The sequence below is a fragment of the Streptomyces sp. NPDC033165 genome (genome assembly GCF_055577965.1).
Genome location: NZ_JBVIPK010000002.1, coordinates 68061 through 89126 on the forward strand (window position 1 = coordinate 68061; position 21066 = coordinate 89126).

The 21066-nt window shown below is 68.7% G+C and carries 18 protein-coding genes and 4 pseudogenes; 8 read left to right on the forward strand and 14 right to left on the reverse strand.

The annotated features are described in order from the left end of the window. Positions 1–92: 92 nt before the first annotated feature. A complete protein-coding gene (locus ACZ5WC_RS04580) occupies positions 93–269 on the reverse strand; it encodes a hypothetical protein (protein WP_468539471.1) in 177 nt (58 codons plus the stop codon). A gap of 223 nt (positions 270–492) precedes the next feature. On the opposite strand from ACZ5WC_RS04580, the gene ACZ5WC_RS04585 reads away from it, so the two are divergent. After that, positions 493–708 (forward strand): DUF6243 family protein, encoded by a 216-nt coding sequence (locus tag ACZ5WC_RS04585; protein ID WP_468539472.1) that lies wholly within the window; start codon positions 493–495, stop codon positions 706–708. A 163-nt stretch (positions 709–871) separates the two neighbouring features. On the opposite strand, the gene ACZ5WC_RS04590 is transcribed toward ACZ5WC_RS04585, so the two are convergent. The 5 genes and pseudogenes from ACZ5WC_RS04590 to ACZ5WC_RS04610 all read right to left on the reverse strand — a co-directional run bounded on the left by ACZ5WC_RS04590 (position 872) and on the right by ACZ5WC_RS04610 (position 6059). After that, positions 872–2002 carry a serine hydrolase domain-containing protein gene (locus ACZ5WC_RS04590; RefSeq protein ID WP_468539473.1) on the reverse strand — a complete coding sequence of 377 codons (1131 nt, stop codon included), beginning with the start codon at positions 2000–2002 and terminating at the stop codon, positions 872–874. 364 nt (positions 2003–2366) lie between these two features. After that, a complete protein-coding gene (locus tag ACZ5WC_RS04595; RefSeq protein ID WP_468539474.1) occupies positions 2367–3488 on the reverse strand; it encodes a MarR family transcriptional regulator in 1122 nt (373 codons plus the stop codon). 368 nt (positions 3489–3856) lie between these two features. After that, positions 3857–4399 (reverse strand): hypothetical protein, encoded by a 543-nt coding sequence (locus ACZ5WC_RS04600; RefSeq protein WP_468539475.1) that lies wholly within the window; start codon positions 4397–4399, stop codon positions 3857–3859. A gap of 168 nt (positions 4400–4567) precedes the next feature. Next, positions 4568–5230: pseudogene (locus ACZ5WC_RS04605) on the reverse strand (transposase); the annotation flags it as partial. Positions 5231–5253: 23 nt separating this feature from the next. After that, positions 5254–6059, reverse strand: a pseudogene (locus ACZ5WC_RS04610) (transposase family protein). A 512-nt stretch (positions 6060–6571) separates the two neighbouring features. Between ACZ5WC_RS04610 and ACZ5WC_RS04615 the strand changes: the two are divergent. Beyond that, the gene (locus ACZ5WC_RS04615) at positions 6572–6946 is read left to right on the forward strand and encodes a hypothetical protein (protein WP_468539476.1); all 375 of its coding nucleotides are present in this window, start codon (positions 6572–6574) and stop codon (positions 6944–6946) included. Positions 6947–7156: 210 nt separating this feature from the next. Continuing rightward, positions 7157–8371, forward strand: a complete 1215-nt coding sequence (locus ACZ5WC_RS04620; RefSeq protein WP_468539943.1) for a VanZ family protein — start codon at positions 7157–7159, stop codon at positions 8369–8371. A 31-nt stretch (positions 8372–8402) separates the two neighbouring features. Here the strand turns inward: ACZ5WC_RS04620 and ACZ5WC_RS04625 are convergent. Beyond that, positions 8403–8677 (reverse strand): annotated as a pseudogene (locus tag ACZ5WC_RS04625) (hypothetical protein). A gap of 42 nt (positions 8678–8719) precedes the next feature. On the opposite strand from ACZ5WC_RS04625, the gene ACZ5WC_RS04630 reads away from it, so the two are divergent. After that, complete coding sequence (locus tag ACZ5WC_RS04630) at positions 8720–8902, forward strand: hypothetical protein (protein ID WP_468539477.1); 183 nt, start codon at positions 8720–8722, stop codon at positions 8900–8902. 90 nt (positions 8903–8992) lie between these two features. Here ACZ5WC_RS04630 and ACZ5WC_RS04635 read toward each other — a convergent pair whose 3' ends face one another. The 6 genes and pseudogenes from ACZ5WC_RS04635 to ACZ5WC_RS04660 all read right to left on the reverse strand — a co-directional run bounded on the left by ACZ5WC_RS04635 (position 8993) and on the right by ACZ5WC_RS04660 (position 14370). Continuing rightward, positions 8993–9739 (reverse strand): SAM-dependent methyltransferase, encoded by a 747-nt coding sequence (locus ACZ5WC_RS04635; RefSeq protein WP_468539478.1) that lies wholly within the window; start codon positions 9737–9739, stop codon positions 8993–8995. Between the two features lie 358 nt (positions 9740–10097). After that, positions 10098–10307: pseudogene (locus tag ACZ5WC_RS04640) on the reverse strand (IS256-like element IS6120 family transposase); the annotation flags it as partial. Next, on the reverse strand, positions 10246–11565 hold the full coding sequence (locus tag ACZ5WC_RS04645) for a hypothetical protein (protein ID WP_468539981.1): 1320 nt from the start codon (positions 11563–11565) through the stop codon (positions 10246–10248). The pseudogene ACZ5WC_RS04640 and the gene ACZ5WC_RS04645, both read right to left, overlap by 62 nt. A 164-nt stretch (positions 11566–11729) precedes the next feature. Beyond that, entirely contained in the window at positions 11730–12224 is a 495-nt protein-coding gene (locus ACZ5WC_RS04650) for a DUF6507 family protein (protein WP_468539479.1), read from the reverse strand. 573 nt (positions 12225–12797) lie between these two features. After that, a complete protein-coding gene (locus ACZ5WC_RS04655; protein WP_468539480.1) occupies positions 12798–13520 on the reverse strand; it encodes a nucleoside/nucleotide kinase family protein in 723 nt (240 codons plus the stop codon). A 265-nt stretch (positions 13521–13785) separates the two neighbouring features. After that, positions 13786–14370, reverse strand: coding sequence for a DM13 domain-containing protein (locus ACZ5WC_RS04660; RefSeq protein ID WP_468539481.1), 585 nt, complete (start codon positions 14368–14370; stop codon positions 13786–13788). A gap of 205 nt (positions 14371–14575) precedes the next feature. On the opposite strand from ACZ5WC_RS04660, the gene ACZ5WC_RS04665 reads away from it, so the two are divergent. Both ACZ5WC_RS04665 and ACZ5WC_RS04670 read left to right on the forward strand, forming a co-directional pair. Continuing rightward, on the forward strand, positions 14576–15529 hold the full coding sequence (locus ACZ5WC_RS04665) for a response regulator transcription factor (RefSeq protein WP_468539482.1): 954 nt from the start codon (positions 14576–14578) through the stop codon (positions 15527–15529). A 4-nt stretch (positions 15530–15533) separates the two neighbouring features. Then, positions 15534–16655, forward strand: coding sequence for a sensor histidine kinase (locus tag ACZ5WC_RS04670; protein ID WP_468539483.1), 1122 nt, complete (start codon positions 15534–15536; stop codon positions 16653–16655). Positions 16656–16762: 107 nt separating this feature from the next. On the opposite strand, the gene ACZ5WC_RS04675 is transcribed toward ACZ5WC_RS04670, so the two are convergent. Then, a complete protein-coding gene (locus ACZ5WC_RS04675; protein WP_468539484.1) occupies positions 16763–17863 on the reverse strand; it encodes a citrate synthase 2 in 1101 nt (366 codons plus the stop codon). Between the two features lie 356 nt (positions 17864–18219). Here ACZ5WC_RS04675 and pdxH point away from each other — a divergent pair, with 356 nt between their 5' ends. Next, positions 18220–18861, forward strand: a complete 642-nt coding sequence (pdxH, locus tag ACZ5WC_RS04680) for a pyridoxamine 5'-phosphate oxidase (RefSeq protein WP_468539944.1) — start codon at positions 18220–18222, stop codon at positions 18859–18861. 725 nt (positions 18862–19586) lie between these two features. Further along, positions 19587–21011: a PAS domain S-box protein gene (locus ACZ5WC_RS04685; RefSeq protein ID WP_468539485.1), complete on the forward strand. Its 1425-nt coding sequence runs from the start codon at positions 19587–19589 to the stop codon at positions 21009–21011. Positions 21012–21066 lie beyond the last annotated feature (55 nt).

A 21066-nucleotide genomic window follows, 5' to 3' on the forward strand; every position in this document is an offset into this window, starting at 1 on the left:
AGCGGACGGCAACGACACCATCCGCCCACCCGGGCTCCGCGTCGCATCCGTGCCGCGCCCCGACAAGTCCACTCGTTCGGAGCCGCGCGGACTCAGGAGTGCTCGGAGCCCTCACCGCCCGGGACGGGCGTCGCCTGGTGGTAGCACATCCGCCACGACGTCTCCCCGGGCCGTCCGCGCCACCATGACCTCCGGCGGGCCCGGTTGCCGCCGATGACGGACTCGTACGTCAGGTGCGTCAGCCCGGGCGCCAGCGCCACCCCGGTCATACCGGAGGGCTCGTAGCGCGGGCCGTTTGCGTCCCCGTCGTCCAGACCGGGGAGAAGGCTGGTGTGCGGGGCCGACGGAACCGGGTAACGTCTTTGTCATGTTCTTCCGGGCGCCGATTTACGAGTGAGAGCGTGATGGGCCCCTGCTGACGTCCTACGACGTCGCCGCCCGTCCCCCACCGATGAATCCGTAGATCACTTCACACCATTCCTGGGAGAACCCGTGACCGTGAGCAAGAACATCAACAACCCCGTGGGCCAGGGCGGCGGCCAGCGCAAGAAGCTGTCCCGGGCCGAACGGCAGAACAACGGTCCGCACCGCAACCTCGACCGCAAGGGTGCGGCCGACCAGAAGGCGGAGCTGGTGCGGAAGATGCGCGAGAAGACCGGCGGGGCCGAGGGCACCGGGCAGCCGGGCGACGACACCGCGCAGAGCTGAGGCACCGCCGCCGTAAGCGGCAGGGTCTGCGCAGTGACCTGCGGCCGTGATCGCTGTCAACGGTGGCCGCACCCCTGCCCGCACCGGCTCTCGCCGGTCAGGACGACGACCTCGGCTGGAGTGCTGAGCGGCCCCGGGGAAGTGAGGCACGCCCGCCTCGCCGTCACGTGCACAGGGCGGTATCGAGGAGGGCGTCGACATGGCCGGGGCCCTGCTCGGTGGGCGCCCGGTTGGCGGTGACGGCGATCGCGGCGGCGCGGCCGTCATCGGTGGCTGCGGGGCGCGTGGCGTAGCCGGGGATATCGCCGCCGTGCCCCCACATCAGGCCGCCACAGCTCAGCGGCGTACTGGTCAGCCCCAGCCCGAACCGGACGCCGGAGTCCTCGAAGTCACTGTCGCCGATCCCGACGGTGGTGCGCATCTGGGCGAGCTGTGCGGGAGCGAGGAGCTTGCCGCCGAGCAGGGCGGTGAGGAAGCGGTTCAGGTCGCCGGGGGTGGAGACCATCTGTCCGGCGGCCCATCCCCAGGAGGGGTCGAGCTCCGTGACGTCCTTCAGCCGCGCCCCGGGCTTCGCCGCGAAGTAGCCCTTGGGGTGGGCTTTCCGGATGCGTTCCTCGCCCACTCCGGGGAAGTAGGTGCGGCGCAGCCCTATGCGGTCGATGACCCGGTCGGTGATCTGCTCGGCCAGCGGGCGGCCGGTGACCTTCTCGATGATCAGGCCGGCCAGTATGTAGTTGGTGTTGCTGTACTTCCAGCCGGTCCCGGGAGCGAAGTCCGCCTTGTGCGCGAACGCCGCGTCGAGCAGGGCGCGGGGCTGGACGTAGGTGTGGCGGCCCTCCCCGGCGAGGTCCTCGTCGGTCATGAAGTCGGTGTAGTTGGGCAGCCCGCTGGTGTGCTGCAACAACTGGCGTACGGTGATGTGGTTGCCGTCGATGCCCTCGCCCCGCACCAGGTTCGGCAGGTAGTCCTCCACCGGGTCGTCGAGAGCGACCTTGCCTTCGCCGACCAGTTGGAGGACGACCGTGGCGACGAAGGTCTTGGTGTTGCTCCCCGCCCGTACCTGCCCGTCGACCGGTACCTTCGCTCCGGTCCTCAGGTCCGCGACGCCGGACGTGTAGTGACGGGTACGGCCGTCACGGCCGACGGTGGCGGCCAAGGCGGCGGGGTACCTGTCGTCGTGGACCAGGCGGTCCAGCCCCTGCTGTACGACGCCACCCCGGCCGTGGCCCTGAGACGCCGCGGACGCGGGCAGCGTGCCGACCACGGCCAGGGCGGCAGCCATCACGGCCGCCATGGCGATGCCTCGCCGCCGCCCTCGGCCCGCTGACGACGACACGGCACGAACTGCCGCCGACGACACGGTACGAACACGCCGGACCTGATGCGCACGATCGGTCATGGAGAACCCTCCTGGTGCAACCGCTGGATGCCTCGGAAATCCCGATGTGTCCAGCCTGCGGGCTCAAGATCGATCCATCGATCCGGGCAGCGGGCCCATGCAAGGTAGGGCTAACCCCCCTCGTCGGCGGGCCGTTCACGACGACGGCCGCCCCGGCCCCTCCGCAAACCACGAACAGCCCCGTCGTGGGGTCCGGCCGGATCGGGCAAGGCGGTTCAGCTCCGCCACCGGCACAACGCCGCGTGATCAATGCGCCTGTCTAAGGGGCCTTGAGCATGTCGCGGAGGCCTGCGATGGAGGCCCCGATGTCGGGGGCGTCGGAGGGTGCCTCAGTGGGACGGGGAGGGGGCGCATCGGCCCCCGCCCCGGGCTGGTGGTCGGCGCGGCACGGACGGCAGAGGCCGTCGGGGAGGGCCTCTGGGCGGCCGGGGGCGCCGCACTCGGTGCACTCCACCAGGACGCGGCGGGCGGGGGCTCCTGGTGCGGCGGGCTCGGTGGGCAGCCGCGGCGGGATCTTGTCGGCGAGGCGTCGGCGTACGAAGCGGACCGGGATGTCGACGTGGGCGGGGAGCCCCGCGGTGAGAGCAGTGATCAGGTACTCGGCGCCGACGCCCCGGGCGAGCCATTCGGTGGCCTGAGCCTCCAGCGCGGCGCAGTCGTCGGCGGACAACGCCAGGCGGTGGTCCCGGCGGCCGAGTCGAGCCAGGGCGAGGTAGGCGGGGGAGTGGTGTGCTGCTGGAGCCGTGCCCTGGTCCAAGTTCGGCGCGGAGGCGGCGCGCTGTTCCGGTACGGAGGTGGCGGCCGAGGACTTTGCGGGCTCCGCGCGCGCCGGGGCGGCGTCCGCGTGCGGGGGCTCAGGCGTCTCTCGGGCGGCTTCTCCGCGAGGAGCCTCCGGCCGTGCGGGCCCCGGCGGCTCCTCGGCCGGTACCCAGGGCGGCGGAGGGGCGGAGGTGCCCGAGCTGTCCGCCAGGCTGCTGTGCTCGGTGGCGAGGTAGGTGTTCCACCATGCGTTGTCGCGGGCGGTGCGGGACCAGAAGGTGCGGTAGACCCAGCGGGTCTCGTCGCCCGCGCCGACGACCGGGCACCGTACGCGTCGCAGATGCCCGGCGACGGACAGGGCGGTGAGGGCGGTGGAGATGGCCTGCTGCCCGTAGAGCGGGAGCTGTTTGGCGAGGTGCTTCACGCTCATCGCCGCGCCCTCGGGGAGGTGGTCGACGAACCCGGCCACGTACCGCTCGCGCGTCGGCAGTAGGGCGAAGTCGTGGCGCGTACGGGCATGTTGGTCCGGTGCGGTGCGTTTGCCGTATCCGGGCTTGGCCATCGGGTACGCGGTGGAGTGTGCGGGGGCGTGCAGGGCGGAGCTAGGCTGCTTGATAGCCACGGGATCGACTTTCTTGGGTAGTCGTCTTGCGGTGAGACCCCGGCCTGGTGTGGCAACACCGCGTCGGGGTCGTTTGGTTCTCGAACCGTAAGCAGTCGTGACGCTGCGCCGCAAGCTGTCACGATTAGTCATACTTCCTGGCCGTGACGGGGTGGGGGAGGTAGGGAGGTTCTCCCAACCCCCTTCATCTACCTACCAGTTAAAGAAGGCGCTCGAACCCCGGGTCTCGCATCCCGGCACCCGAATCCCGGGACTCGGGATTCGGGGCTTGCAACCGGGGCTCGGGGCCGGGGTTCGAGCCCTGTGCCCCGTGCGACCCGGGGCCCGCAATCCGTGCCGCGAAGTCCGTGATCCGGGGCCGGGAATGATCACTTCCAGACGGCGACCGTCTCGTTCTTGGCACCCTCGACCCACGTCACCTCGGACGGTGCCGAAGTGTCGCCCTCGGCGCTGAGGTAGATGCTGCATGCCTCGTACGTCTCCCCCTTGGGGGCCTTGTTGAAGTCCGAGGAGGACTGGTCACCGGTGCACTTGTCGAACCTCGGCGCCGGCGAGTAGCTCAGCTCACCGTCGTCGCCGACGGTGGGGGTGGGGAAGCTGGGCAGGATGCTCAGACGGGTGAGCCGATTCTTGTCGTTGGCGACGTCGAAGGAGGGGCCCTCGACGGAGCCGTCCTTGGTCTTGGTGACGCGGTAGTGCAAGTAATACGGCGTCCGCCCGTCGTACTTCGCGGCGTCCTTCAACGAGGCGAGATCCCCGGCGCTTCCCGCCTCCACCCTCACCACCGTCACATCGACGCCGTCACCGGTGGCCTCCTCCCCGTACCCAAGTTCCTGCCCGGACCCGGAACAGGCGGTGAGGGCGGCGGCGGACGCGGCGAGCAGGACGACGAACGGTGGGCGGATCTTCACGGTGGTCCTCCAGGACGACGGTTGGTCTACGGCCGAGTCTGCGGCAACCAACGGGCCGACAGCGGGAATTGGGTCCAAACGCCACGTGACCATTCCCACGCCGTTCCTGTCTCTTCGGTTCCTGTTCATTCCTCGCCCGTGGGCTGTTGGGTGGGAAAGTGAGCGCTTTCAGCGCTGCCTCTCCGGGGAGGACGGCCTTGGCGATTGACGTCATGCGGTTCGGGCTGCATCGCGATCCGCGAAAGATGTTCCAGGACTTGAGTCGTGCCATCCCACGTTCGATGGGCGCTCGGGACGTGGCCCTTGCCCGGTTGACCGTCCGCTCTGGCGGGGGCATCTGCCCGCCTAGTGGGCGTCTGCGTCCATTGGTGCCCCAGGGGCCGGCACCCGTGTAGGCGCGGCCGGCCAGGATCGGGACGCCCTGGCGTCCGTAGATCCGGAGGATCCGGCGAGTGCGGGCCGCAGTTGGTTCGTGGCACTGGCCCGGCAAGGTCGGCGAGATCCACAGCACCTGCCCGGTCGGATCGGTGCCGACCTACACGTTCACACCGTGGCGACGGTGCTTGTGCGAAGGCTCAGTTCGGCCGTCACCGACCCGGTCGCACTCGGCGAGCGTGCCATCGAGCAGTGCGCAGTGCGGTTCGTGCTCGCGCAGGACCTTGAGCAGGCCGGGCGCCTGGGTGGCCAGGAGGTCGATCACTGCGGTGGTGTAGGCGTGGGCGGTGCCGACCGGGCCCCCGAAGCCGACGGCTATCTGGGTCAGGGTGTCGCGCTTGCGCAGGTACACCAGAGCGACGAGGGCGCGTTGGTGGGCAGCCTGCAGCGGCGGTCACAGTGAGCCCTTCCCATCTTGATCAGGAGGCGAGTTCGAGGGCGACGATGGCTCGGACGAGGGCTGTGATCCGGGTGGTGCTGCAGCGGAGCTTCCGTAGGAGCCGCCAGGGCTTGAGGATCGCCATGGCGCGTTCACCGAGTCTGCGGACCTTCGCGTGGTCCCGGTTGTGACGTCGGCGCCAGCCGCGCAGGGGCTGCCACGGATCGGAACGCGGATCGCGGGGCCGGCTCCCTGGTACGCCTTGACTCCGGTCAGTCAGCCCAAGGGACAGATCTGTCGGTGACGCCATGAACCATCATCACTGTCGGCCCAGCACTTGATGTCCTCCGCGGCGAGGGCGGCGGGAATGCCGTGGGCCCGCGCCGCCGTCAGGTCGTGTGTGGCTCCCGGCAGTGCGTCCGAGACCCAGACCAGGCGTCCGGCGGGATCGGCGAGGACCTGCACGTTCATCCCGTGGTGCTTCTTCTTTCCGGAGTAGTACGGCCGGTCTGCGGCGATGCGGTCGATCGGGAGCACGGTGCCGTCGAGGATCACGTACGCCTTCTTCCGGACAGCCGTCATGGCCTGTTCCAGCGTGGGCGCGAGGGCGGCCAGGAGGTCGACGGCCTCGCGTATGTAGCGGTAGGCCGTGGCGATCCAGATGCGGAAGCCAGCTGCGAGACGGGCGTAGGTGTCGCCGCAGCGCAGGTGTGCAAGGACGAGCAGGGCCTGCCAGCCGCAGGTCAGGCGACGCTACCGCGAGCCGATCCGACGGCGGTGACCTGAGAGAAGACCGGAGAGGTGTTGCAGGGTGCGGCTGGACAAGTCGATGGTGACGATGAGCATGGTAACCCGCTCGACCAACGTATAGGACAGGTCGAGTGCGGCAGAATTGGAGACCAACGAGGCACCTGTGCTGCTGAGTTGAGACGTCGAGCACCTCTCTCGACGGCACGGGTGCCTCGTGCCGGGTGCCCTCGCCGCAGTCATCCCGTCAGTGGCCAATCCGAAAACACTCAACAACGAATTGGAACGACCCACTCAGGAGCCAAATAAGACAACTTTGGCAGAAAGTAATCCTCGACAGTGAGAGAGGAATGGGCAAGTTCGAGCCGATCCACGATTGCCCGGGATAGGCAAAAGGGGCAATATGTAAAATCCTCCTGAACCTTTCCCAGTATAAGTGGATTTTTGCCACTCACCCTAAAAATTACTTTCCCTCGAATGTGGGATGATTGTGGCGCTTGTTGAAGCCTCTGGACGGGCAATTGGTGACCGTGTAGGTTCACAATGCAAGCAAGTGTTGGTTTCGTGAAAATAAAGGGGAACCCAGGAAGAAGACGGCTGCGTTTGTGGCTATGGGCAGCGTCCTGGCGCTCGGAATGGGGGCGTCGCCGGCAGCCGCAGCAGGGAATTGTGGCCATGTGACGTCATGCACTTCGCTGAGCAGCGGACAGTTGAGCATCTTCCTGTCGATGGATTCCACGGTCCAGAATCGGATGAACATAGTCGTTGCGTACCGGAAGGATTCAGGCTCGGCAATCAATGCCAGATTCGGTTATAGCTACAACGGATCGAACCGCTGGGCAGGCTATTTCAAGCAGTCGGCCAAGACCCCAAAGCGCTCCACGTGGAAGAACGCGTATGTGCTTACCTCCTGTGCATCTGCAGTCGGCCGGATGCAGGTGACTGGCCAGCAGACCTTCCAGACCCCGCCGGTCAACAGCTGCTGATTGTCACTGTCTGCGGGCCGCACCTCTGCAGGTGCGGCCCGCAGGGCTGTTCCATTCCCTACTCTTCGATGCTATACCGAGGCTCCTGTGATCAGCGCGATTCTCCAGGGGAACCCATGGCTGGTTCCTACTTTCCTTGCCTTCGGCCTTATTCTTAGTTCTTTGCTTTTCCGTGTGGCCCGCAGGCGAAATTGGTCACAGTCCCTCGCAGTGCTTCTCGGGTGGGCTGTTGCAGGGGAACTCGTCGCCACGCTTTACCCGATTCACGCTTCCGCTGACGCGTCGGGTGCTTGCTGGATCAACCGCGATCCGTTCACGCCACTGCTAACTCAGCAGGGCTTGATGAACATCGCCATGTACTTTCCGCTTGCCTTCTTGGCCGTTGTCCTGTTCCGTCGTCCTGCCCTGATCACAGCAAGCTGCATTGCACTCTCGGCGACCACTGAACTTGTACAGGCGGTTACTCCGCATATGGGTCGCTCGTGCGCTTCCGAGGATCTAGTGGCTAACGGCTTGGGAGCCGTGCTCGGGGCGACCGCAGCCGTTCTCGTGCTCAAGAAGAAGTTCGGCGTACAGGATAGGGCCTTGAATAGGCGGGATTTCTCCCGTGCCGCCAGCACTCTCTTCGGAAGTGCTGTAGTCATACTCGTAGTTGGTTCTATGACTGTTACTCCGGTTCTCACCGAGGTGTTGGAACTGACGCAAGCAAGTTCCGCGCAGCAGGAGAAGGCCAGAGAGGTGGTCAAAAAAATCTATGGCGGCAAGGTCGGAATTTCCAGCATTCAGCACATGAGGGGCGATAATGGCCAAGAGGACCAGACTCTCGTGACCCTGGAGGACGGATTCTTGAATTTTACCGAATCCGAATCGTTCGTAACGGGGTCCACTCTGGCGGATTCACTGCCTGGCGTAGAAAATAGTCCTATAAAATCAGATGATGACGCCATTCGGCAGGCAGAACTGTTCGTCCGTTCTAGGTTCCCCTGGGCGCTCGCAGGGAGTCAGCCGATGGTGAACCCGATCGCTCCAGGCACCGGGCAAAAGATGGTCGGGTGGCGGAAGCGAGTGGAAGGTGTCCTTATGCCGATGCGGATGGATGTCGTAGTAGAGCAAAGCGGGCGCATCTCCTCCTTTACGGGACGCAACGAGCCTGGCCCCGTAGTTCCACCTCCCCACAGCATAACTGCTGCGCAGGCCAAGAGAATCGCCTCCAATAGCGTCCCGAATGGAAAGTTCGACAGTTCGGAAGTGCTCGTACAAAAGAACGAAGAAGGAGATTGGGAGACGCGGTGGGCGATCAACTTCGCACTCCCGCCAGCGGAGGTCAGCCCAGAGGAAGTTCCTGTCGATCAAGGAGCATCGGTCATGATAAACGCAGAAACGGGGAAGGTTCTGAATGTCAACTACGGTGACGTCGTGAACTGAAATTATTCTTACCAAAATTAATCGAGGTTCTTCAGCGTTGCAGCTCCAGTGTGAGGACGGCCTTGGCGATTGGCGTCATTCGGTTGGGGCTGTAGCGGCATTTGCGGAAGATCCGCCAGGATTTCAGGCGGGGGACGCCGTGACCCCGGTCGCACTCGGCGAGGGTGCCGTCGAGCAGGACGAAGTCGGGATCGTGGTCCCGTAGCCTCCTCAGCAGACCCGCTGCGTGCGACGAGCAGGCCGACTATCGCGCTGGGACGGCCGGAGTTTGCAGCGTCGGTCGGCCTCACGGGTGACGATCAGCATTGTGACCCACTCCACGAGTCCATCTGGAGCCAGGTCGGGAGCGTGGACGTGAAGGACGGCTCCATCGCGGTCCACGCGATCGGGCGCCGTAACACCGAAGTCGCCTCCGTACGGCTGACCCCCAACTTCTCCCTCTTCCAAGCCCTGACCCGGGAGTTCCGCCAGGGACCGGGCGGGCGACAGCCGACGGTAATGGCCAGGATCTGTGGATCGCGTGGCGCGTAGCCAGGCCTGCGGTGTCCCAAGGGAGTTGGGGCGCGGTGCCACGGGGGTGAGCCCCGGCAGGTGGCGCCGGGGCTCACGAGGAGTGGTGTGTCAGCGGTCCATCAGGACGAACACGCCCCACCCGAGGTATTCGCGCTGGTACCTGGCATGCTGGACGGGTGCCGCGGCGAGTTCCGTACGCATGTCCGCGGCGAGCTCGTCGTCGGGGTTGGCGTCGAGCCAGCGTCGGATGTTGAGCCACTGTGCCGAGACGTACCGGTCCCAGCTGTCCTGGTCGGCCAGGACCATCTCGACGACATCACAGCCCAGGGCCCTGAACTGTTCGAGCAGTTCTGGCAGCGGGAGCAGGTCGTCCTTACGCGCCATACGGCAGCCCTCGACGACGGTCTGGTCCTCAGGCTCGCGGCGCCAGTACGGTTCGCCGATCAGCATCATGCCGCCGGGTGCGAGGCTGCGCCGCAGGAGTTCGACGGTGCCCGCCACGCCAGAGCCGATCCATGTGGCACCGACACAGGCGGCGATGTCGACGGGATCGTCGGCGATATGGCCCGAGGCGTCCGCGTGTACGAAGCCGACTTGGTCAGCAACGCCCAGTTCCACGGCCCGCCCGCGGGCGGCGTCGATGAAGACGGTACTGATGTCGACCCCGGTGCCGACCACGCCGTGGTCGCGGGCCCAGGTGCACAGCATCTCGCCCTTGCCACAGGCGAGGTCGAGCATGCGGGTGCCCGGCGACGGGCTGACGGCCTGACCCAGGTTGGTCAGCTTCTCGCTGGTGAACGGGTTGCAGATGCGATGGCTGCTCTCGCGGATGGTGAAGCTACGTGGCAGATCCACTACTAGGGTTCCTTCGGTCCGTGTTGGTCAGAACGGCTGGGCCATGCGGCCGACCGGAGTTGGCCGCGAGCACCTGGACCGTCATCAAATGCACCTCTTCGGACGTGTGAAGACTGGGACCGGCCGAGAGTACGGCCGCTGTGATCATCGTGTCCATCGCGTTTCACGTCGTGCCGGCACGCGCCTCACACGATGCGGGCCGCCGGGCGTTCGGCGAGCTGTCCACGCCCAAAGCGGGCGCCAGCGCGGACGAGAGCGACGAGTTGCGGTGCGTTCCCCGCCTGCCGCGGACCTGGGAGAATCCGAGTCCCCCACCGCCGACCACCAGAACGGGAGCGTGCATCCCGCGCCGGTGTCAGTCGCGCAGCAGGCCAGCCCACGAGTCGGCTGATTCACGGTAGCTGTCGCTCAGGGGGATGAGCTCCGTCGTGCCGTCCGCGCGCACACCCATCAGCAGCCTCGCCCGGTGATGGCCGTTGCGGACCACCAGGCGACGCCCGCGCCCGTCACGCTACTCGGCCATCTCCGCCGCACAGGCGTTGACTTCGGCTTGGAGAGCGGCGGTGAGTGTCGTCGGTGACTACTTGTCCGGTCCCGAAGAAGCCTTGGTCGTTCCCTTGTACGAGAACGTCATGGTGCGCGTCCAAGGGGCATACGAGTTGGAATCTGTTTCGTGTTGTCCAGGATCTTTTAACGACCCTATTCGGGCTATTGGAGTCCTTGTATCGGTAGCCGTGAGCATCTCTGTCTACTTCTCGGGCCATCAGGTCGAGGTCGGTTTGTTCTCCCGCCCTGACATCCAATTTTACTTCAACGCCTGGTTGTCGATTCGGGGCGCGGATGGTGCAACTCGCCCGCTTCTGACTTTCAGGGGACAGGTCGCGCTGCCTCGCCGCCTCCCAGAGTTCAGCGACATCGCGCCGTGGCGTGAAGTAGGCCTTTCGGGCACTGCCGGGGGCATCGGTCACCACGTGCTCGGTCAGGAAGAAGTGGGTCCGCACTCGGTCCAGGACATCCGCGTGCACGCCCGTCCTCCGAGAAATGGTCCCGATATCCAGAGACGAGGGATCAGCGCGCACTTGATCATAAAACCGTGCCGCAGCGATGTCCTCGGGAGCAGGCTCCTCCACATATCTGCCGCCGTCCGGCCTCACCTGTGAGGAACCCTCCAGGTAGGGCTGGTCAGAACCCTCTCCCCGGCCGAGTCCGTCGTCGGCACCACCACTGTGGGCAGGAGGGCTGTCGGGTGTACGTGGGCCACTGCCGCCGGTATCGAACACCTCATGGTTGGGTGAACCCTCTCGTCCGGTGAATCCACCAGCGTCACCATCTGGCCTTGCACCGGAAGTCGCACCGCTGGTTTGGATTCGGCCGGGAGGGTCGCTTCCGGCTCGGTTGGCATCGTCAAGACCGTTGCGGATACGGAGAGGCCTGTTGCTGCCGGAGTCGGCCCCGACTCGGCCCGGGCCTGCCAGGGCAGGCTCCGTGGCAGTGTCGACGCGTGGTCCATCCGTGTCGGCGCCCTTGTGGGCCTGGTCGGCGTGTTGGGCGATGCTGCCGTTCTGGTTGTAGAGGCTGCCATCGCGGCCGATGTAGGCAGGTCCCTCGTCGGAGGGTGATTCGACGGTGCCTTCGGGGAGGGCGGCGACTCCGTCGGGGAGTTTGATCGTGCCGTCGGGGAGGCGGATCGCGCCATCCGGAATTGCGGTGCCTGCGGGGAGGCTCACCGTGCCGTCGGGTAGCCGGATGCCGCCCTCGGGAAGGGTGAAGACGTTCTCCGGCAGGGGTGGGACGTTGATGTTGCCGGTGCCTTTGAGGCCGGTCATGACGTCGCTGATCTTGGTGAGGCCTGCGCCCGCGCTCTTGATGAGGTAGGTGGTGGGGTCGACGGCCCGGCCGGTCCTGTTGGCGAGCGACAGGGCTTTGGCCGTGGTGGAGGCTCTGCCCGTGCCGGAGACCGCTCCTCCCGCGCCGCCGGTGAAGACGGTCGTCAGGGCGTTGAAGGTGACCGCACCGCCGGCGCGGGCGGGGTTCTGGCCCCGTTGGTCGTAGGCGATGAGGGCCTTGCCGGTTCCAGGCGGACCGACTTCGCCGCGTTCTGCGCCTGCTTCGCGGTGTCGAGGTCACCCTCCACGTACTCGTTCGTCGCCGTCGCCGCACCCAGAACCGCCGCCTGGATACGCTCGGCCATCGACTTCAGCTGCGGCTGCCGGGCCTGCACGTACTCGCCCAGCGCGGCTGCCACCGGACCCGTCGCCGAGTGCGTCACACTCCCCGCCACCGGACCGAGCCGGACCCCCGGAGCCAACGGCCCCACCGGCTGACCCGCCTCCACCCCACCCGGCACCGCCGTACCCGCCGCCCGCGCGGCATCTGCCAGATCCGCCAATAATGCGGTCAGCGCTTTCTCCAGCTCACCGGCATGCACACCGACCACCTTCAACTGGCTCTGCACACCCTGCGGCTTGATATCCCACCCGGTCATCCACGCCCCCCGTACGTACAACGAAACCCGGCCCACCCCGCACGGCGGGCGAAAGCGAACCGTCCCTGTGTCAGCCGCCGCTGTCGAACGCAGTCTTCGCCCGCCTCAGAGTCTGTGCAGCGGCGTCGTCCTTCTTCACCAACGCCGAATGCGTAAGGCAGATGGAGATCCGTACGCGCACCCTGCGAATGCGACGCCACGCCGACAGTCCCGCCGCCCCCGTATCGAACTTCACGACATCCCCCGGCACTTCGCACGAACATGCGCGCGAACGCATGTGTGTCCCTGTCTACCAATCTCCGCATCGCATCTGCAATCAGCTATCAGCCAGATTGCGGCCAACGCCTGGCCTGCAAGAACCATGAAGCCGGCTTATGTTCCCGCAGGCTTCGGAACCAGGCGCGTCGGCTCCGTGTGGAGTTCCTTCCCGCGCGAGGCTGGGCCCTCGTGGTGGGAGGCAGGGCTGATTCCCATTCCGGAACGTCAGCGGTCGGGGCGGAGGCGCTTTCGGACGCCCCCGGTTGGCCCCTCGATCGCCGCGCAGTTCGGGGCCGTGAGGGCTCAGGGCAAGGACTACCGCGAGGAGGCGGAGGGCGGCGGCACCAGCCTCGGGCGTGCGAAATCCGTGTTGTCGACGACCGCGTCCATTCCCGGCAGCGGGTCCACATCGTCGAGGTAGATGCGCTCGGCCGCCAGATACCGGTCGCGGTGGATCGCCTCCGCGTCCGAGCCCGCCCAGTCCTGGTCGCGCTCCGCGCCCCGGCGTACGGAGAGTTCGGCGTCAACGTCCATCCAGATGCGGAAGTCCCAGTACGCGTCGATCTCGGGCCGGAACGCGAAGACGCCGTCCACGATCAGCACCGAGTCCGGGGTGAGCGGGGTCCTTTCGGCCGTGTGGTCCTTCTGCGTCAGGGGGTCGATCGAGCAGAGAGCGCAGGAAGCCGCCTCGGGGGAGCGGCAGGGGTCCAGGAGGAGGCGCTTGGCCGTGGCGTAGTCGTACGCGTTGCGGTAGTAGCCCTCGCCGGACTCCCGGTCGTACAGATGGCGGTCCTTCCAGGGGTTCTTGAAGTCGTCGAGCGTGGCCCGCAGCACGGGGCGGCCCGACTTGGCTATCTCTGCGCCCAGTTCGTGGCCGAAGCTCGTTTTTCCCGCTGCCGTGAAGCCGTCGATTCCTACGAGCAGGCGGCCCGTTCCGCCCGTCAGGACCCGGTCCGCGAGCGACGAGACCAGGCGGCTCCGTTCGGGCGAGGCAGGAGGGGGACAGGGCTGCTGCCAGGACGAGGTCGACGTGTGCACGGTCGAAGTGTGCACGTCTGCGGCTGTAGTTGCTTCTTGCGATCCCATGCGAAGGAATCTATGCCGCATCAAGCGGTGTCCGTTCCGTTCGCGACGGCTCGCAGCCAGCGCTTCCGGGTACGGCCTCTCGCCGGACGGCGCGTGGGGGATCGGCCTGCCCCGTCCCCGCGTACCGCCCGGCGACCGCCCGGCGACCGTCCGCAGGCCGGGTTCAGGCCGGGTTCAGGCGGGGGTCGGGCCGGGTTGAGGCGGGGCTCAGGCGGGCTCAGGCGGGGTTGAGTTCGGCTGCCCCGAAGGAGACGCTGAAGCGGGCGCACCAGATGCTTACGCTCGTGAACCGGTCGAGATCGATGTCGGTCGGCAGGGCGTAGTTCTGGTCGCCCTTGTTGCCCTTGAGTTTGCCGAGGTTCTCGTACGCGCCGTCGTCGAACACGCGCCAGCCGGACGTGCCCTCCTTGACCGGGGCGTCGGTGATCCACACCTGAAGGTCGGGGCCGTTGCTGGTGTCCAGGCCCTCCAGGCGCAGCGTCCGTGAGCCGTCGGGCAGGAGCACCACCTTGACCGTGCCGGTCGTGCGGTGCTCGTGGCTGATCAGTTCGCCGGTCGCCAGTGTCGTCGGCCCCGGCGGGGGCGTGGGCGCGGAGGCGCCCGGGGCAGGGGGCGCGGTCTGCGGCGGGGCGGTGGGCACGACCAGCTCCTCGCGTACCGTCTCGTCCTGCCACAGCTTCCAGGGCTGGAACCAGTACAGCCCCGCGGTCGCAACCAGTGCGAAGGCAATCAGCGCGCCGACGATCACCGGCCGACTCCAGGGCCGTCGCTTCGGGGTGTCTCGGGGCGTCGGGTCGGGCATGGTCACGGTTCCTGTTCTTCTTCGACCTGCCGGGCGGGTGCCGCCGCGGCGGAGTCACTGCCCGGAGAGGGCGGGAGGCGTGGGATTCACCCTACGAAGGATGAATGGACGAAACGGGCTTCAGGTTCTTACGAAACCGGGACGTCGACGGCCGGGCCGGGGTCCTGCCTACCCGGTCCGCCCGGGCCGGTGCGAGGCTGAGGGCATGCAGACATCACCGCTGGACGCCGGGCTGCGCGTGCTCGTCGTGGACGACGACCTGACCGTGGCCGAGGTCGTCGCGGGGTACCTGAGCCGTGCCGGGTACGAGGTCATCCGCGCCGATGACGGGCCGGCGGCCCTGGAGTGCGCCGCGCTGCACCGGCCCGACCTGGTGGTCCTGGATCTGATGCTGCCCGGTATGGACGGTCTGGAGGTCTGCCGCCGACTGCGTGCCGAGGGCCCGGTGCCGGTCATCATGCTTACGGCGCGCGGCGACGAGGAAGACCGCATCCTCGGTCTGGAAGTGGGTGCCGACGACTACGTCACCAAGCCGTTCAGTCCCCGCGAGCTCGTTCTGCGCGTCGAGTCGGTACTGCGCCGCAGCCGCACCGGTCCGGCCTCCGACCCCGGGGCGCCGCTGCTGGCGGACGGTCTCCGGGTGGACCCGGTGGCACGCCACGTGTCGAAGGGGGAGGCCGAGCTGACTCTGACCATCCGGGAGTTCGATCTGCTGGTCTACCTGCTGCGCAACCCGGGGCGGGTGCTCGGCCGTGAGGAGCTGATGCGTGAGGTGTGGGGCTGGGAGTTCGGCGACCTGTCGACCGTCACGGTCCACATCCGCAGGCTCCGCGGGAAGGTCGAGGACGACCCGGCCAGGCCGCGGCTGATCCAGACGGTGTGGGGCATGGGGTACCGCCTCGACGTGGCGGACGAGGCGGGCGAGGGCCCTTCCGCGCGGCCCGGCGGGCCTGAACGCCCGGGCCGTTCCGCGTTGTCCGGCGGGCCTGAACGTTCGGGGCGTTCCGCGTTGTCCGGCGGGCCTGAACGCCCGGGCCGTTCCGCGTTGTCCGGCGGACCTGAACGCCCGGGCCGTTCCGCGCCGCCCGACGGACCCGGACGCCCAGACCGCCCCGTGCGGCCCGGCCGACCCGGACGCTCCACGACGACCGAAGGCTGACCTCATGCTGGACATCCTCATCATCGCCCTCCTGGCCTTCCTGGGGGCCGCCGTGGCCGGCCTCCTCGGTGCCTTGGCCCTGCGGCTGCTGAGGCGCCGATCCCTCGTGGTCGTTCTCACCGTCGTCGCGGCCGTCGCGGTCCTCGCGATGCTGCTGGGAACGCTGGCCGTGGCCTGGGAGATGTTCCTGTCGCCGCACGACCTGAACGTCATCGTGATCGTCTTGGCGATGGCCGCCGCGGTCTCGCTGGCCACCGCGCTGCTGCTCGGCCGCTGGGTGGTCGCCCGCAGTGTGGCCCTGACCGAGGCGGCCCGCTCGTTCGGTGACGGAGGAAGCTTCTCCGCGCCCGTGCACGCGGCGACCGCGGAGCTGACGGCGCTGAGCGCGGAGCTGGCGTCCAGCAGTGCCAAGCTGGCGGAGTCCAGGGACCGTGAACGCGCCCTGGAGGCCTCACGGCGCGAGCTGGTGGCCTGGATCTCGCACGACCTGCGTACCCCGCTCGCAGGTCTGCGCGCCATGTCCGAGGCCCTTGAGGACGGTGTGGCCGCCGACCCCGATCGCTATCTGCGCCAGATCCGTACCGAGGTCGAACGCCTCGACACACTGGTCGGCGACCTCTTCGAGCTGTCCCGCATTCACGCGGGCGCGCTCGCCCTGAGTCTCGCCCGGATCTCGGTCTACGACCTGGTCGCCGATGCCATGGCCGGGGTCGACCCGCTCGCCGAGGAGCACGGCGTACGACTGGTGGGCGAGGCCGTCGACCGGGTGCCGGTGGAGGTCGACAGCAAGGAGATGAGCCGCGTTCTGGGCAACCTCCTCGTGAACGCGATCCGCCGCACCCCAGCCGACGGCACCGTCGCGGTGGCCGCTCAGCGCACCGAGGACGGTGTCGTCCTGTCGGTCACCGACGGCTGCGGCGGCATCCCCGAGGAGGACCTGCCGCGTGTCTTCGACACCGGCTGGCGCAGTAACCACGCCCGTACGCCGCCGGCCGGAGCGGGGCTCGGCCTGGCCATCGTGGCGGGCATCGTCGAGGCTCACCAGGGGCGGGCCGCCGTACGCAACGTGGCGGGCGGCTGCTGCTTCGAAGTCACCCTGCCCATGGCGGGTGCTCAGGCGGGGTGACGCCCACGGCCGTTGCCGCCGCGCGGGTCAGGCCGGGGGCGACCGGACCGCCGGGCGCCCCGCCATGACGCCCGTACCGGCTCGTTCGACGACCCCGCCCCACCCCGTCAGCCCGCGATGTCGGCGTATCCCTCGATCTCGCGCGGGTCCCGCGTCCCCGGGCCCACGTACGTCGCCGACGGGCGGACCAGGCGGCCCGTGCGCTTCTGCTCCAGGATGTGTGCCGACCAGCCCGCCGTACGGGCGCACGTGAACATCGACGTGAACATGTGCGCCGGGACCTCCGCGAAGTCCAGCACGATCGCCGCCCAGAACTCGACGTTCGTCGCCAGGACCCGGTCCGGGCGGCGGTTGTGCAGCTCCTCCAGCGCGGCCTTCTCCAGTGCCTCCGCCACCTCGAAGCGCGGCGCGGCCAGTTCGCGGGCCGTGCGGCGCAGCACGCGGGCGCGCGGGTCCTCGGCGCGGTAGACGCGGTGGCCGAAGCCCATCAGGCGCTCGCCCCGGTCCAGGGCCTGCTTCACGTACGCGGTCGCGTCGCCCGTGCGCTCGATCTCCTCGATCATGCCGAGGACGCGGGACGGGGCGCCGCCGTGCAGCGGGCCCGACATCGCGCCCACCGCGCCGGACAGCGCGGCCGCGACGTCCGCGCCCGTCGACGCGATGACCCGGGCCGTGAACGTGGAGGCGTTCATTCCGTGCTCGGCCGCCGAGGTCCAGTACGCGTCGACCGCCTTGACGTGCTTGGGGTCCGGCTCGCCGCGCCAGCGGATCATGAACCGCTCCACCACGGACTCCGCCTTGTCGATCTCGCTCTGCGGCACCATCGGCAGCCCCTGGCCGCGTGCCGACTGGGCGACGTACGACAGGGCCATCACCGCCGCTCGCGCCAGATCGTCGCGGGCCGTCGTCTCGTCGATGTCCAGCAGCGGCTTCAGACCCCAGACGGGTGCCAGCATCGCCAGCGCGGACTGGACATCGACCCGGATGTCACCCGAGTGCACCGGGATCGGGAACGGCTCGGCGGGCGGCAGGCCGGGGTTGAACGCCCCGTCCACCAGCAGGCCCCACACGTTCCCGAAGGAGACATGGCCGACGAGGTCCTCGATGTCGACCCCGCGATAGCGGAGCGAACCGCCTTCCTTGTCCGGTTCGGCGATCTCCGTTTCGAACGCGACGACTCCTTCAAGACCGGGTACGAAGTCGGACATCAGGCGGCTCCCTCAGTTCGGCGGGCGGTGGGCGACAGGCGATGAGCGGCAGGCTGCGCAGCGCTGCGTCGGGCTGTGCTGTGCGAAGGCCACAGAGGCCTGCCCCAAGATATTGGCGGGTTCCTCCGATGCGGGGAAGCGTGACATCCGGCACAGGGCTCCATTTCGCCGCCGTGTGGTTACGGCCCCTCGGAGCGGGGCACACTCGGCCGCTGCGGCAGGATGGGGCCGTGCCCACATCAGATCACTCCGTGCCGCATCCGGATCACGCTGTGCCCGCACCGGATGATGCGGCAACTCGCCCGGCCGCCTCCGATGAGGGGTCCCGCAACGACCTCGTCATCGATCCGGCCGTCATGCGCGAGCAGTACCGCTCCGAGGACTTCACCGAGCGCGACCTCAGCCCCGACCCGATGGACCAGTTCGCCCGCTGGTTCCGCCAGGTCGCCGTCGGCGGGGTGCTGTACGAGCCCAACGCGATGATCGTCTCCACCGCCACCCCGGACGGACGGCCGTCCTCGCGCACCGTGCTGCTGAAGCAGTACGACGCCCGGGGCTTCGTCTTCTTCACGAACTACGACTCCCGCAAGGGCCGCGAGCTGGCCGCCAACCCGTACGTCTCGCTGCTCTTCCCCTGGCACCCGATGGCCCGCCAGGTCATCGTCACCGGCACCGCCGCCCGGGTCCCCCGCGAGGAGACCGTCGGCTACTTCCGCACCCGCCCGCACGGTTCCCAGCTCGGCGCTTGGGCCAGTGCCCAGTCCACCGTGGTCGGCTCCCGCGAGGAGCTGATCACCCGGTACGAGGAGCTGGCCGCCCGCTACCCCGAGGGCGAGAAGGTCCCGGCCCCGCCGCACTGGGGCGGCTTCCGGGTCGCCCCGGAGACGATCGAGTTCTGGCAGGGGCACGAGAACCGGCTGCACGACCGGCTGCGGTACGTACGGGAGGGCGGGGCGGCCCCCGGTGCCGCCTGGCGGGTCGAGCGGCTCTGCCCGTAATCCGCCATCACCCGCGCGACCGGCTCGACCCGCTTGAACGCACGAATCCTGTAGTCGGCTCGACCTGATCGACCCGATCGACCCCCTTGAACGCAGAAACCCGCAGGCTCTGGTTCCTCCGTGCACAGAGGAGCCGGCCGGACTTACCGGCGAGCCTGCGGGTCGGTGACTGCTTGGGATTGGCCGGCGTCCGGCCTGCACTGCAGAAAGAGCGCGACGTCGGGCGTCAGCCCGCAGCCACCTCACGAGTCCGAAGAGAAATCACTTCCGGAACACCTCCTTTCCTGTGTGCCGTCAGAGTAGGAGCGGTCCGGATCGGGGTTCAACCGAATTATTCGGCGGCGCGGGGCAGGCCCGGCGCGCCCCGGCCTTCCGTGGATCGACGAGCTTGAAGCCGGTGGCCTCCCGTCCGTCCCGCACCGGGGTGGCCCGGCCGTCCTGGACGACGAGCAGACCGCCCCCGGGGGTGGGTGTGCCCGGCGGACTTCGTGTGTCGTCCCCGCCACGCACCGTGGTGTCGCCGGCGAACTCCGGCCCGGCGTCCCCGTTGTGTCCCGTACGTGTCCCCGGAGTGGCGTGAATCCATCGGAAAAGCGTCGATCCGGGAAATGATTTCGGTGAAGTTGATGTGTGCTGGGTCACGTTCGAGTTGAATGGGCTGACGTGCAGCAATACGCGCGGCGACGCGTGGGAGAACAGCCGACACGTTCTGCGGGGGGTACGGAGTGGGTGCTTCCAGGAGCAGTGGGACCACGGACGAGCTCGGGCCGGACGAGGGTCCCGGCAGCGGGCCCCCGGACGGCCCGGTGCGTCCAGGTCTTCCGGTCTCCGGTGAGGGGGAGTTGCCGGGCTCCGGGCCCGACGGGTCCGAGCTGCTGGCCGCCCTGCTCGACGGCATGGACGCCGCGCTCTGCGCGTTCGACGCGGGCGGCACCGTCACCCACTGGAACCGCGAGGCCGAACGCATCCTCGGCTGGTCGGCGCAGGAAGCCGTGGGGCGTACGGGCTTCGCGGGCTGGGCGGCGCGCCGGGCCGACGCGGACGAGGTGCAGACGCGGCTGATGTCGGCCATGGGGGCGCCCGGGCGGCAGGTGCACGAGTTCGCGCTGCTGCGCAAGGACGGCGGGCGGGTGCTGGTGCGGACCCAGTCCGCCGGGGTGCGCGGCGCCGACGGGCAACCGGCCGGGGTGTACTGCGCGTTCAGCGAGGTGCACGCCCAGATCGACCTGGAGCGGGCCATCGCGCTGAGCGAGGCGCTGCTGGAGGACGCGTCCTGGGGTGTGGTGCTCGTCGATGTCGACCTGCGCCCGACGGTGGTCAACGTGTATGCCTCCCGCGCGCTCGGCGGCGGCCGCACCGCCCTGCTCGGACGTCCGCTCGGCGAGCTGGTGGTCCAGGGCGTCGAGGAGCTGGAGGCGGCCCTGCACCATGTGCTCGCCGAGGGCGCGCCGAGCGCCCCGGCCGAGCTGTGGGTGACGCTGCGGACGGCGGAGGGCGAGCGCCGCCGGTGCTGGCGCAGCGGGTTCCTGCGGCTGGCCTCGCCGCTGACGGAGGAGCCGGTTCCGCTGGGGGTGGGGTGGCTCTTCCGGGACGTCACCGCTGCCAAGCTCGCGGAACAGGAGGCCGACCGGCTGCGGTTCCGGACGAGCCAGCTCCACCGGGCCGCCCGTACGGCATCCGAGTGCGAGGACCCGATGGAGGCGGCGACCTCCCTGCTCGACTTCGCGCTGGCCGGGTTCGCCGACCACGTCCTGGTCGACCTCATGGCGGGCGAGCGCCTGGTGCGCACGGCCGCCACGCCTTCCGACGCGCCCGGCCCGTGTCTGCTGGTCGCGGGGGGCTCCATCCCGGCCCGTTACGCCCCCGGCCACCCCGCCCTCCAGTGCGTCGAACGCACCGGCACCGTCCGTACGAGCGCGGCCGCCGGGGGCTCCGGCCCGGCCTGGGCCGCCGAGCGCCGCTGGCCCCGGGACGCGGCGCACGCCCTCTGCGCGGTGCTCCGGAGCCGGGGCCGGACGCTCGGCGTCCTGACGTTCCTGCGCGCGGCGAACCGGGCCGCGTTCGAACGCCAGGACACGGCGTACGCGGAGACGGTGGCGGCCCGGGTCGCGGGGGCGGTCGACCTGGCGTTGGTGACCAAGGGGGTGTGAACCCCACTGGCCACCGCGGGGTCCCTCCTCCCCCGTCGGACACCGGGGGAGGAGG

Coding starts and splice junctions, on each gene's coding strand:
- ACZ5WC_RS04580 (WP_468539471.1), bottom strand. CDS start 269: ATGACCGGGGTGGCGCTGGCGCCCGGGCTGACGCACCTGACGTACGAG.
- ACZ5WC_RS04590 (WP_468539473.1), bottom strand. CDS start 2,002: ATGGCGGCCGTGATGGCTGCCGCCCTGGCCGTGGTCGGCACGCTGCCC.
- ACZ5WC_RS04615 (WP_468539476.1), top strand. CDS start 6,572: ATGGGCAGCGTCCTGGCGCTCGGAATGGGGGCGTCGCCGGCAGCCGCA.
- ACZ5WC_RS04645 (WP_468539981.1), bottom strand. CDS start 11,565: ATGACCGGCCTCAAAGGCACCGGCAACATCAACGTCCCACCCCTGCCG.
- ACZ5WC_RS04650 (WP_468539479.1), bottom strand. CDS start 12,224: ATGACCGGGTGGGATATCAAGCCGCAGGGTGTGCAGAGCCAGTTGAAG.
- ACZ5WC_RS04660 (WP_468539481.1), bottom strand. CDS start 14,370: ATGCCCGACCCGACGCCCCGAGACACCCCGAAGCGACGGCCCTGGAGT.
- ACZ5WC_RS04665 (WP_468539482.1), top strand. CDS start 14,576: ATGCAGACATCACCGCTGGACGCCGGGCTGCGCGTGCTCGTCGTGGAC.
- ACZ5WC_RS04670 (WP_468539483.1), top strand. CDS start 15,534: ATGCTGGACATCCTCATCATCGCCCTCCTGGCCTTCCTGGGGGCCGCC.
- ACZ5WC_RS04675 (WP_468539484.1), bottom strand. CDS start 17,863: ATGTCCGACTTCGTACCCGGTCTTGAAGGAGTCGTCGCGTTCGAAACG.
- pdxH (WP_468539944.1), top strand. CDS start 18,220: ATGCGCGAGCAGTACCGCTCCGAGGACTTCACCGAGCGCGACCTCAGC.